The 12,309-nt window shown below is 64.0% G+C and carries 12 protein-coding genes; 9 read left to right on the top strand and 3 right to left on the bottom strand.

What is annotated here, in order from left to right; translation table 11 throughout:
* Positions 1-58: 58 nt before the first annotated feature.
* The 4 genes from AB1Z25_RS22630 to AB1Z25_RS22615 all read left to right on the top strand — a co-directional run bounded on the left by AB1Z25_RS22630 (position 59) and on the right by AB1Z25_RS22615 (position 3,709).
* Positions 59-628: a GNAT family N-acetyltransferase gene (locus AB1Z25_RS22630; protein ID WP_486636220.1), complete on the top strand. Its 570-nt coding sequence runs from the start codon at positions 59-61 to the stop codon at positions 626-628.
* Between the two features lie 203 nt (positions 629-831).
* On the top strand, positions 832-1,089 hold the full coding sequence (locus AB1Z25_RS22625; RefSeq protein WP_107801397.1) for a YjhX family toxin: 258 nt from the start codon (positions 832-834) through the stop codon (positions 1,087-1,089).
* A 60-nt stretch (positions 1,090-1,149) separates the two neighbouring features.
* Positions 1,150-1,656, top strand: coding sequence for a GNAT family N-acetyltransferase (locus AB1Z25_RS22620; RefSeq protein ID WP_486636219.1), 507 nt, complete (start codon positions 1,150-1,152; stop codon positions 1,654-1,656).
* 379 nt (positions 1,657-2,035) lie between these two features.
* A complete protein-coding gene (locus AB1Z25_RS22615; RefSeq protein WP_486636218.1) occupies positions 2,036-3,709 on the top strand; it encodes a GMC oxidoreductase in 1,674 nt (557 codons plus the stop codon).
* Positions 3,710-3,745: 36 nt separating this feature from the next.
* On the opposite strand, the gene AB1Z25_RS22610 is transcribed toward AB1Z25_RS22615, so the two are convergent.
* Positions 3,746-4,945: an FAD-dependent oxidoreductase gene (locus AB1Z25_RS22610; protein ID WP_486636217.1), complete on the bottom strand. Its 1,200-nt coding sequence runs from the start codon at positions 4,943-4,945 to the stop codon at positions 3,746-3,748.
* A gap of 136 nt (positions 4,946-5,081) precedes the next feature.
* Between AB1Z25_RS22610 and AB1Z25_RS22605 the strand changes: the two genes are divergently transcribed.
* The 3 genes from AB1Z25_RS22605 to AB1Z25_RS22595 all read left to right on the top strand — a co-directional run bounded on the left by AB1Z25_RS22605 (position 5,082) and on the right by AB1Z25_RS22595 (position 7,615).
* Complete coding sequence (locus tag AB1Z25_RS22605; protein ID WP_486636216.1) at positions 5,082-5,906, top strand: AraC family transcriptional regulator; 825 nt, start codon at positions 5,082-5,084, stop codon at positions 5,904-5,906.
* A 76-nt stretch (positions 5,907-5,982) separates the two neighbouring features.
* Positions 5,983-6,987: a hypothetical protein gene (locus AB1Z25_RS22600; protein ID WP_486636215.1), complete on the top strand. Its 1,005-nt coding sequence runs from the start codon at positions 5,983-5,985 to the stop codon at positions 6,985-6,987.
* Positions 6,988-7,090: 103 nt separating this feature from the next.
* The gene (locus AB1Z25_RS22595) at positions 7,091-7,615 is read left to right on the top strand and encodes a GNAT family N-acetyltransferase (protein ID WP_486636214.1); all 525 of its coding nucleotides are present in this window, start codon (positions 7,091-7,093) and stop codon (positions 7,613-7,615) included.
* A 104-nt stretch (positions 7,616-7,719) separates the two neighbouring features.
* On the opposite strand, the gene AB1Z25_RS22590 is transcribed toward AB1Z25_RS22595, so the two are convergent.
* A complete protein-coding gene (locus tag AB1Z25_RS22590; RefSeq protein WP_235085488.1) occupies positions 7,720-8,595 on the bottom strand; it encodes a LysR family transcriptional regulator in 876 nt (291 codons plus the stop codon).
* A 122-nt stretch (positions 8,596-8,717) separates the two neighbouring features.
* Between AB1Z25_RS22590 and AB1Z25_RS22585 the strand changes: the two genes are divergently transcribed.
* A complete protein-coding gene (locus tag AB1Z25_RS22585; RefSeq protein ID WP_486636213.1) occupies positions 8,718-9,671 on the top strand; it encodes an amidohydrolase family protein in 954 nt (317 codons plus the stop codon).
* Positions 9,672-9,917: 246 nt separating this feature from the next.
* Here AB1Z25_RS22585 and aguA read toward each other — a convergent pair whose 3' ends face one another.
* Complete coding sequence (gene aguA / locus AB1Z25_RS22580) at positions 9,918-11,054, bottom strand: agmatine deiminase (protein ID WP_486636212.1); 1,137 nt, start codon at positions 11,052-11,054, stop codon at positions 9,918-9,920.
* 165 nt (positions 11,055-11,219) lie between these two features.
* Between aguA and AB1Z25_RS22575 the strand changes: the two genes are divergently transcribed.
* Positions 11,220-12,227, top strand: a complete 1,008-nt coding sequence (locus tag AB1Z25_RS22575; RefSeq protein ID WP_199225962.1) for a LysR family transcriptional regulator — start codon at positions 11,220-11,222, stop codon at positions 12,225-12,227.
* The last annotated feature ends 82 nt before the right edge of the window (positions 12,228-12,309 follow it).

Raw genomic sequence — 12,309 nt, 5'->3', positions numbered from 1 at the left:
GCAGCGGACTTTGAACAGCTTCTGAGATAATTCCGTTCTTGCCACCCTCATCCGCGCCATGTCCATCCGCCCGTCTGCACCGCCCATCCGCCGGCTGAGCCCGCGCGACATCCCCGCCAACTGGCTGGACGCCTTCCAGCGCCGTCAGGATGTTGATCTGGTCTATCGCGCTGGAGCCGATGGCCGGCAGTGCGTGGCCGAGCCCTTCATCGACGACTGGTCCCCGGCGGAACGACGCGAGCTGACGCGGGAACTGGCGCGCATCGCCGCCGACGGCGCGGTGTTGGCGCTGGACATGGACGGCGGCCTGGCCGGCTTCGCCGCCATCGACCCGCAAGCGCTGGGCCCGGACGGCGGCTACCGGCAATTGAAAGAACTGCAAGTGGACCGCCGCTGGCGCGGCCGAGGGCTGGGGCGGGCGTTGCTGGCGGCGGCAGCCGCCGCCGGCCGGGCGCTGGGCGCGGACACGCTCTACATCTCCTCGCACTCCGCCGTTGAAACCGTAGACTTCTACGAAGCCTGCGGCTGCGCGCCCGCTCGCTGGCTGTACGCGCCGCAACTGGCGCTGGAGCCTTTCGATTGTCAGCTGGAATTGGCGCTGAGCGCACAGACTGTTGATTTTACTTAGCTATCCGCTTAGAATTTTGACCTGCTCATCTTGATGAGCGCCCTTCTTTATCCTCGCAAAGGCTTTGCATGTTGGAGATTGCAGCAATCCGATAACGCCGCCCGGTTTCCCGGCTGGCCGTTATCAAAATGCCCCTGAGCTGGTAGCGCCCGCATCGCGGCGGCTGCCCGTTTTCGCATTTGATTGCCGAACGATCATCCAATATGAATATCTCCAAGCCGGAGCAAAGGACGTTGCACGTCCTGGCCAAAGGCGGCCGCATCGCGCACCTGCGCGACGACGCGGGCCGTATCTTCACCGTGGAATGCTATACCCGTGAAGGGTATCTGCTGTCCGACTGCACCCTGCTCGTGTTCCAGAAGCTCAGGACCAAACGCCTGATCAGCTCCAAGAACGGCCAGCCTTACCAAATCAATAAGGCCGGCCTGCGCGCCGTGCGCGGCCAACTCGACAACCAATGACCACCGCCGCCGCGCAGCCGCGCAAAAGCGGCGGCCGCGCTGGCGCGCCAGGAGAACGCTATGACTCTCATGCTGAGAAACGAACAAGACCGCGACATCGACGCCATTTTCGAACTGACCCGGGCCGCCTTCCTCGCCGAAGAACACTCCAGCCACACCGAGCACTTCATCGTCAACGCGCTGCGCCGCAGCGGCCAGCTCACGCTTTCCATCGTGGCGCTGGACGGCGAACGTCTGCTGGGCCACATCGCCGCCTCGCCGGTGCTCGTCTCCTCCGGCACCGCCGGCTGGCACGGCATCGGCCCGCTGTCCGTGCATCCGGAGCGACAGGGCCAGGGCATAGGCAGCCTGCTGATGAAACAGGCGCTGGCCGCGCTGCGCGAGCTGGGCGCGTCGGGCTGCGTGGTGTTGGGCGATCCCGGCTACTACGCGCGCTTCGGCTTCCAAACGCGGCCAGGCCTGATTTTGCCGGGCGTGCCGGCCGAATACTTCATGGCGCAGAGCTTGGGCGCGCCGCTGCCTTCCGGCAGCGTCAGCTACCCTCCGGCGTTTGAAGCCACGGCCTAAACGGTTTGGCGAGCCGGTCCGCGCCGCTGCGGCGGCCGGGCTGGCTGGGACCGCGCCCGCCGCAGGGTTCTGAAACCAAGCCCGACACTGCGGCTTGATGGCTTATTATCAACTTAATTGTTTCAAAAATGATTTAATGTCAATTAAATAATTGTCATAAATGACAGTATCGCCCACTCTCATGGCTAGACAAGAATCTACCCGCTTACTTAATAAGCAAATTGTTTAGCCGAAATGGCTGCTTAGAGCCCGGTCAAAACCTAGCGAGCAAGGGCGAGACAAGATGAAAACGGCGGAGTGAGAAGCGCGACTCGCCGTGCAACGCCTCACGACGCACAGCGGGCTTTGAATAGGCTCTTCCACAAGAAAGGGCGATTCCATGGCTTACCTCCCGGACAATGAACACTCCTCCCCGCTCGCCGCGCAGCTGAACCGACGCCAGCTCTTGCTGGGCGCGAGCGCGGGCGCCGCCGGCCTGATGCTGCCGGCGCCCGCCTCCGCCTTCCTCGGCTCAAGCGCTTTCCAGCTGGCCAAATACCAGCGGCTGATTCCCGAACTGTTCCAGCCCGTGCCGCGTCCGCCCGCCTACACCCCCAATCTGGTGATAGGCTCCGGCTTTGGCGGCGCCATCTCAGCGCTGCGTCTAGCCCTGGCCGGTCAGCAGGTCACGGTGCTGGAACGCGGTCACCGCTGGCCCAAGGGCCCGAAACGCGACATCTTCTCCAACGACACCTTCCCGGACGGACGCGCGTTCTGGCATCGCAGCCAGGCCAAGATGCTGATAGGCGTGGAAAAGTCTTTCGACTCCTTCGGCGGAGTGCTGGATTCAACCGATTACCCGAATATGAACGTCTGGCACGGCGCCTGCGTCGGCGGCGGATCGGTGGTGTTCACCGGGGTGATGATTCAGCCGGAACAGCGTTATTTCGAAGCCCTGTTCGGCCATTGGGTCAGCTATGCGGAAATGAACCAGACCTACTACCCCAGAGTCCGGCAAATGCTGCGCTTGGACGCCATGCCGACGGACATCTACAACAGCATCCCCTTCCACCATTCCCGCGTCTGGGACGCCCAGGTGCGCAAGGCCGGCTACACCACCACGGCCAACGACTCCATCTTCAACTGGGACGTGATCCGCCAAGAACTGCGCACGCAATCCTGGCCCTCCGCCACCATGGGCTTGTCCAACCACGGCAACTCCAACGGCGCCAAATTCGACCTCAACCAGAACTACCTGGCCCAGGCGCAGGCCACCGGCCGAGCCGCGATCTATCCCGGCCACGAGGTGCTCAGCATCGCCTGGGACGGCAGCCGCTACGAGGTCGACGTGGTCAAACGCGCGCCCGACGGCCGGCAACTGGACCGCTACCGGCTCAACTGCGACCGGCTCTTTCTCGCCGCCGGCTCCATCGGCAGCTCGGAACTGCTGGTCAAGGCGCGGGCGCAGGGCACTTTGCGCAATCTCAACGAACACATAGGCCAAGGCTGGGGCAGCAACGGCGACACCATCGTCACGCGCAGCTTCAGCACGATATCGCTGGCCACCCAAGGCACGCCCAGCGCCTCCCGCATCCACGACTCGAACAGCGGGCTGCCGCTCACCCTGGAAAACTGGTACGTGCCGGGCTTGCCGCTGGACCTGACCACGGTGATCGGTTCGCTGGGCATGGCCTTCGATCAAAGCAATCGCGGGCATTTCAGCTATAACCCGACCACCGACCGCGTGGAGCTGAACTGGCCGAAGAACGGCAACCGCGACAGCGTGGCCGCGGCCAAGACGGTGAACGATAAAATCGCCGCGGCCACCCGCACCGTCCCGGGCTTTCCAGGAATCATAGCCGGCGTCACCGGCATGAACTGGACCGCGCATCCGCTGGGCGGCGCGGTGATAGGCAAGGCCACCGACGCCTGGGGCCGCGTCATCGGCCATCCCGGCCTGTACGTGATGGACGGCGCGCTGCTCCCCGGCAGCGCCGGCGCGGTCAATCCCTCCTTGACCATCTCAGCGTTGGCCGAGCGCAATATCGAGCACATCATCAAAAACGGCAAGTAAGGCCCGCCGCCGCCAAGCCATGGCGGCGGCCGCGTCTCACAAGGCCATTCTTTGCAGCAAGCGCGCGCTGCCCTCGCGCGAGGCCCGCAGCGCGCGCTCGGCTCGACGCCGCATGTCCCACTCCCAAACGCGCAGCGCCGCCGCCGCCTCGGCCGCCGTGCCCGTCGGCGCCAAAGCCCGCGCCAGTTCCGCGCCGTCGCAGAGCGCGGTATTGGCGCCCAGCCCGCCGGCCGGGCTCATCGCGTGCGCCGCGTCGCCCAGCAAGGCCACCCGCTCGCACCGCCAGGCCGGCACCTCGGCCGCCATGCGGATGGCGCGCGCGCCCAGGCACTGCGGATCGCCATGGACGAAAACGGCCTGCAAACGCGGGTGCCAGCCGCGCGTCGCCCGCAACACCCTCGCCCGCAGCGCATCGCCGCTCAAACGCTCCGCCGGCAAAGCCCCGCCCAAATCCTCGGCCCGCGCCACGCAGGCCCAATACCAGTAATCCGGCATCGGGCTCAGCGCCGCCTCCGGCGCCAGCCGCCGCGCCAACTCCGGCAAGGGCGCGCGAAAACGCATCGCCTCGATGACCGCAGTCAGACCGTCGCCGAACACCACGCACACGCCCTGACCCAACTCCGGCGTCAACGCCTCGGACGGCAGCGCGTCCCGCGGCGTAAGGCCGTAAAGCACCACCGCGCCCTCGTCCGCCGGATCTCCGTCCGGCGCCAACTGCCGGCGCACCGTCGACGCCACCCCGTCCGCGGCAATCAGCACATCCATCTCGAACTCAGGCCGGTCCTGGAAATCCAGCAAGAAGCCGCCGGACGTCTCCCTGAAACCGCGCAGCGCGTGCCCCCAGCGAATCCGGTCCTCCAGGCCGCTGCTCAGGATTTCCCGCAGCGTCTGGCGGTTGGCGCTGAGATCGCGCTCCGCCGCGTCCTCGTCCTGCGCCGACGGCCGCCAGTGCGCCGGCTTGCGTTCCGACCAGGCGCGCAGTTGCGGATCGACGAAACAATCGTCGCCGCCCAGCGAACAGCTTTGCCGGAACAACTCGAACAACCGCGGCGTCAAGACCTGCCGCAAGGCCTGCTGACCATCGCCGTCGATGCGCAGCCGATAACCCTGCCAGCGGCTGTCGGCGGCCTGGTCACGTTCAAACAGCGTGGCGGCGACGCCGGCGCGCGCCAGGCCCTGGGCCAGGCACAGCCCGCCCAGGCCGGCGCCGACGATGCCAATGCGTAGAGATTGCATAGCTTGTCCTTTGCTCATCAGGAGGAAACCCGGTCAGGACCGCCGCCGCGCCGGCGGCCATCCCGACCCTTGCCGACGATTGTGCGCGCCTCCGCCAAAGCTGCTATAACGCTGTTTTGCCAACAAATGGTGAAAAATGGCCAAGATCGACGTCACGCCGCCGGAAGACGCGCCGGACCTCAGCGAATGGACCGGCGGCCCGCCGCTGATCGCCGTCCCCGGCAACGACCGGGAAGACAGCGATTACCAGCTGGGCAGCCGCGAATACGACTGGCACAGCCATGCGCGCGGACAGCTGCTATGCGTGGAAACCGGCCTGATCCAGATCCGCACCCCGCGCGGCGCCTGGGTCCTGCCGCCGCACCGCGCCGGCTGGATTCCGCCCGGCGTCCCGCACCGGGTGCGCGTCAGCGGCGCACTGACCGGCTGGAGCCTGCTGCTGAGCCCGGACTGGAGCCGGACGCTGAATCCGCAGCCGCAGGTGCTGGCGATCACCGAACTGATGCGCGCCGCGGTGCGCCGCGCGGTGACCTGGACGGATTACGCGCAATGGCGGCCGGAGCAGGAACGCATCGCCGCAGTGCTGCTGGACGAGTTGCGGCAAGCGCCGCAGCAGGCGCTCTGCCTGCCGATACCGGAGCATCCGCGCATCGCGGAGCTAGCCCGCCGCCTGCTAACCGAGCCGGCCGGCAAACACACGCTGGCCGACTGCGCGGACGCGGCGGCGATGTCGCCGCGCACCCTGCGCCGCCACATTCAGGCGCAGACCGGCATGAGTTTTGGACAATGGCGGCAACAAGCGCTGCTGATACGCGGCATGGAAATGCTGGCGCGCGGCGTCGCCGTGGCCGTGGTGGCCGACGACTTGGGCTATGCCTCGCCCAGCAACTTCATCGCGATGTTCCGACGCGCTTTCGGCGATTCGCCGGCGCGGTTTTTCGCGCGGCAAGGGCCAGCCTAGCGGATTGGGGTTTGGGCACGCTAACCATGCCGGCGAGGCGCTGGCGCTCAATAACGCTTTGGAGTGGGAAATTCAGATGTCGCAACAACACATTCATGAAACCAATCTTTTCGCCGCGATCCGGCAGTTCGTCCAATTGGTCCGCGCTGGCCGCGAACCCGATATGGCGCCCCTGGCGGCCGCGACGGCCGCCCTGCCCTTGAAAAACCTGGAGCACTGGGAGCGCTTTCTGTCTTGGGAACGCTACCGGGCATGGCAGCTCGCCGCGCCCAGCAAATGGACGCTGTTGTTCCGGCAAAAGCCGGGGCCGACCTGGCTGGACCTGTGCAGCGAAGACGGCTACCTGCGGGAAAAAACGCTGCGCGCGCTGAAGCACGGCGCGCCCAACGCTTTCTTCTTCGCCCTCGCCCTGCGCCGGCTGAACGATTGGGTGCCGCAAGTCCGAGCCGCGGCGCGCGAAGCCCTGCCGGACATCGCCAGCCATACCGCGCCGCAACACGTCGCCGCGGCCTTGTGCGCGCTCCTGCCTAACTGGACATCCTGGGGGCGCCTGGAGGCCACGGAACAGGAAACGCTGATGGCCATCTCCGCGCAGGACGAAGTGAAGCGCGCGCTCAAGGACAGCTTGATAGCCAGCCCCTCCGGCCCCATGGTCGCCGTGCTGGCGCAACTTGGCCGCAAGGACACGCTGGATGCGTATTTGCAGGACATCGCCAAGCGGGCCATCCAGCCCTCCTTGCGCGCCAAGGCCTATCGCTGCCTACTGGAGGGCAGAATGACCTGGCTGGCTGGCCGCGAATGGGAATGGACGGATATACGCAGGGTCCAGAAGCACCTCAAGCCGATACATGGCACCCGCGCGCTCAGCATCCAGGCTGCCTTCCCGGACATGGCGTGGCAAGCGGCCGAGGACCGCTCTCCCATCGTCAGACGGGTTGCCGGCGAAATGCTGATCCGCGACTGGGAAAAAACCGGCCAAGCCCCATTGCGCCTGGTACGGCAACTGGCCGCAGACGCCTGTCCATCCATCGCCGCGCGCGGTCGCTTCCTGCTGGACAAATTGGAACCGCCACCGGCCTGAAGGATGTCAATCGAGTAAAATGACCCAGCCCCTGGCCGCGAACCATGGGATGCAAGGCGGATAGGCCGCACCCTCTAGACGAGTAATGAGTGGAAGATTTCACATGGCGAACACAGAGTCAGACAGCTTGATCATCCGGCGCGCCAGCGCCGCCGATGCCCCCGCGGTGTTGAGCATTTTCGATGAAATCATCGCCTGGTTTGCCGAAATACAAAATCCGGGACAATGGGGGGCGGAGCCTTGGTCCAGCCAGCCGCGACAAGTGACGAGGGTGGTCGAAGCCTGCTCGCTGCCCGGCGCCTGGGTAGCGGAACAGCGCGGCGGCCCTATCCGCGCGGCCTTGGTGCTGGGCGAGGCCATGCCCTATGTTCCGGCCGCGACGGCACCGGAAATATATGTGCGCTTGCTGGTCGCCTCGCGCCACTCCAGCGCACGCGGCATTGGCCGGCGCTTGATGGCTTTCGCGGAGGATCAGGCCAGGCTGGCGGGCGTGAAACGCATGCGGGTCGATTGCTATGGCGGCGGCTCCGGCGCCTTGGTGCGCTTTTATGAATCCTGCGGCTACGAGCGAATTGCCGCCCTGGACATTGACGGCTGGCCCTGCCAGCTCTTGGGACGCGACGTGTGACGATGCACGATCTGCGTGGCGGCCGGCCCCAGCCTCCGTGAGCCGGCTTGCCCAGGGATCAGTGATTGCAAAGGACAAGGCCAGGCGCGCTGCATCGCACATCCTCAGCCATCCAGCAGGTCCAGATAGCGCCGCACCGCGCCCCACTCGTCGCCAGCCCGGCTGATCGCCGCCAATTCCGATACCAGTGGCGAGCGTTCCGCCAGCCTGCGATAAACCAGATTGGGCAGCGCCAGCTTGCGCAGCGGCGTGGGCACCAAGGCCAAGCCCAGGCCGGCAGCGGCCAAGGCCAGAACCGACATCGTGCTCCCCACTTTATAAGCGATGCGGGGTTCGCCGCCCAATAGCTGGCACAGCATCGGCAATTGCCCCTCGTCACCATCGCCGGCGTAAACGATAAACGGCTGCTCCAGCAAATCAGACACGCGCAATGAGCGGCGCGCGGCCAGGGGATGCCGCGCCCCCATCGCCACCTCCCAATGCCAGCTTCCCGCCGGCCTCGCCTGCAAGCCGGCGGGAAGCGGACGGCCCAATTGCGGGCAATAGCCGACATCCAGCCGCCCGGCGAGAATCGCCTCCATCTGCGCCGCCGAGGCCATTTCATGCAACTCCACCGCCACATCCGGCCAGGCGGCGTGGAATGCCAGCAAATCATCCGACAGCCGGCCCGCCGCGACGGCATTGCCGACAAAACCTATCCTCACCACTCCTGTTTCGCCGCGCGCGGCGCGGCGCATCACGCTCTTGGCGCGCTCGGCCTGCTCCACCGTCCGCCTCGCCTCGATCAACAGGATCCGTCCGGCATCGGACAGCTCCACCTTGCGCGTGCTGCGTACAAACAAGGTCACGCCCAGCTCCTCTTCCAGCGAGCGGATTTGGGCGCTCAAGGCGGGCTGGACGATGTGCAGCTTCTCGGCGGCGCGGCCGAAATGGCCCTCGTCGGCCACCGCCAGGAAATAGCGTAAATGACGTAGCTCCATCGGGTCTTATTCATCATTCAAAATGATCAATACCGAAATTTAATCTATTGGAGTGATTTTTCAAGCACGCCTACGCTTTGCAGCAGACGCCGCTTCGCGACGTCATCATCAGGAGAAAAATAATGACGATCAGTCAACGCATCGATGTTCACCAACATGTCGTCCCCCCGTTCTGGGCTGAAGCCTTGCCCGCTCACGGCGGCGACCCTTCCGGCTGGAAAAGCCCGGCGTGGAGCCCGCAAAGCGCCATCGACTTCATGGACAGCCAGGGCATCGCCACCGGCCTGCTATCGCTGACCGCCCCCGGCGTGCAAGGCTGGTCCGGCCAAGCCAAGCTGGACATGGCCCGCCGCGTCAATGAATACACCGCCGGCTTGGTGGAGCAGCGCCCAGATCGCTTCGGCAACTTCGCCACCGTGCCGCTGCCGGACATAGAAGGTTCGCTGCGGGAGATCGAATTTGCCTTTGACGCGCTGAAAGCGGACGGCGTGGTGCTGCTCAGCAACTATCACGGTCAATATCTGGGCGATCCGGCATTCGAGCCGGTTTGGGCCGAACTCAACCGGCGGCGCGCCACCGTGTTCATCCACCCGGGCAAACCCGGCATCGACGCCATCGCCGGCATGCCCGGACCGCTGGTGGACTACCCCTTCGACACCACCCGCACCGCGGTGCAGATGGTGCTGAACGGCACGCTGGCACGCCATCCGGACGTGAACATCATTCTGTCCCATGCCGGCGGTTTTCTGCCGTACGCCTCCCATCGCTTCGCCGAACTGGCTCCAGGCGTACGCCATGATGTCCCGGCGACCGAAGACTTGCTGCGCCTGTTCCAGCGCTTCTATTTCGACACCGCGCTGACCTCAGGTCCGGTGGCCCTTCCCAGCCTGACCGCCTTCGCCAGCGTCGGCCACATCCTGTACGGCAGCGACTATCCCTATGCGCCGGCAGCCGTCGGGGCCTCATTCACCGCCCAGCTGGATGCCTACACCGGGCTGTCTCCGCAAGAACATGCCGCGATCAGGCGCAACAACGCCCTGGCCCTGTTCCCACGGCTGGCCAGAATGAGCGGCTAAGCCTGATGAAACGGGCCGGGGCCTAGCACAGCGCGGCACATCAACGCAGCCTGCCGAGCAATGCATTCAAGGGATGTGGCGGGAAGAAAACGAAATGGCGGCGGGAGAGTTTAGAAAGGCCAGAAACGTGAAACCGGAAGTATCGGCTGGCCGCACTTGGGAACCATAAGTTGATCGCACACTGCCCAAGCTAGGCTCATGGCGGACAGAAACGGCGGGCATTCACCCGCCGTGTACGATAGCGCCTCAGCTAGCCTTGCCCGCCGGAATCTGCTGGGTGATGCAGTGGATATTGCCGCCACCAAGCAGTACCTCGCGCGCCGGAACGCCGACAATTCGGTACTCCGGGAAGATCTCCTGCAAGCGGCTGGCGGCCGCGGCATCGGTACGCTCATCCAGCAGCGGGAAAATAATCTGTCCGTTGCTGATCAGGAAATTGACATAAGACGCGGCCATGCGTTCGCCAACCTCACGCGGCACGGCCTGCCCGCTAGCCACCACTCCAACCGTTTCATCCTGCTCATAGAACAAGGGGCCCGGGGCCAGCATCTTGTGGATCTTGAGCTGGCGGCCCTTGGCGTCGCGCGCTTTCGACAGCACTTCGTAGGCGGCCTGCGAACGCGGATACTGCGGATCCTGTTCATCGTCGACCCAGTGCAGCACAACCTCCCCTGGACGGGCAAAGCAGCACATATTGTCGATGTGACCGTCGGTTTCATCCATAAACACGCCTTCTGGCAGCCAGATGAAGTGCGTCACGTCCAGGTGCTCGGCAAGCAGAGCCTCAATCTGGGCTTTGGACAAATCCGGATTGCGATTGGGATTGAGCAGACATTCCGCGGTGGTGAGCAGCGTACCTTCACCATCGACATGAATCGAGCCTCCTTCCAGCACCAGCGGGGCTAGGTAGCGATCAAAGCCATGGTGGGCCAACACCTGGCCCGCAACTTCACTATCCTGATCCCAAGGATGGTACAGCCCGCCATTGAAGCCGCCCCAGGCATTGAACTGCCAGTCCACGCCACGCAGATGGCCCGCCGGATCGATCACCATGGTCGGTCCGCTGTCGCGCATCCAGCAGTCATCGCTATTCATTGCAACCAGGGTGACTTCAGACGGCATGACTGCGCGCGCCTGCGACATGAACGGTTCTGGCACGGCCATGAACACAGGCGTGGCCGCCGAAATGGCTTTGGCGATGGCAGCAAAGGCCTGTTGCGCCTCGCGTCCGGCATGGCGCCAGTTATCCGGGCGCTGCGGCCAGATCATCCATACCGCCTGATGCTCCGCCCACTCGGCCGGCATGTGAAAACCGTCGGCGGCAGGTAGGCCATTGTGCGTTTTATTGTTCATTTTGATCACCATCGACTTGATAAATGCCATCAGAAGTATTCAATAGATCGTGCATTTGCGGATGACAGACTCGGCACGTCTCCCGATCTGCGCGATGCGGGGGCTCGACCAATACACATTCGCCGGGCGGATCAGCGTTCTGGAACTGCAGATTTCCTCTGCAATGAACGACGAAGTGATTGACAGGCGTAGTCTATGGAGAGCCAAACTATTCAGCAAATGAACAATACGAATACTTTCATAAATACGGTGAATGGTGTGAAGCTGCATCAACTGGACCTGAACCTGCTGCTGGCACTGGATGCCCTGATCAGCCTGCGCAGTGTCACACGGGCGGCAGAGAAACTGTTTGTCAGCCAGCCGGCGATGAGCCACTCGCTCAACCGCTTACGGACATTCTTCGACGACCCGCTGCTGGTGCGCTCGCCGCATGGCATGCTGCCGACGCAAAAAGCACTCTATCTGCAACAGGGCGTCCATCAGGCGCTCAGCCTGCTGCAAAGCCATTTCAGCCAGCCGGAGGCCTTTGACCCGGCAACATCGGCGCGCCGCTTCACCCTGTGCACCACGGATTATGTAGAGTGCGTGCTGATTCCGCCTCTGGTGAAAAAACTGGCGGAGGAAGCGTCCAACGTTCATATCGACATCACCATCCTGAGGGAAGACATTCCGGAACTGGCGCTGGCCGACGGTGAAATCGACTTCCTGCTGGGTTTTGACGAATACATGTCCATCCCCAGCTATCTATGCCGGGAAACCTGGCTGAACGAGCCGCTGATCGGCATCTTGCGCCATGATCACCCGCTCCAGAATGATAGGCTGACACTATCGGATCTGATTGCCTTGCCGCATGTCTTCCACGCGCCGCTGGGCAATCTGGGATCGCCAATGGATGGTTTTCTTGCCGAGCGCGGCTTGCAACGCAAGATTTCGGTGCACAGCCAAAGCTATATGGCTGCAGCCGCCATCGTCAGCAACACCGATCATTTGTTTATCCTGCCTAAGAAAGTAGCGGCGATGATGGCGGGCTACTGGCCGTTGAAGATGGTTGCATTGCCGGAAGAGTTGCCAGGCTACCACCTTAACTGCATCTGGCACCCTGTACAGGATAGTAATCCTGCGCTGCACTGGCTGCGCGATTTGATGCGCAGCCTCATCGAATCCGATGATGCGGCACTGCCCCGGTATTCGCCGCATGAATAAGTGCATCAAAATGAATCATTTTCCCGCATAACGCTATCTCTTGTAGATTAGCCGCCATATTGCAGAACAGCCCATGCGTGCG

The sequence above is a fragment of the Chromobacterium sp. HL1 genome (genome assembly GCF_057418835.1).
This window is presented reverse-complemented; position numbering and strand designations above follow the sequence as displayed.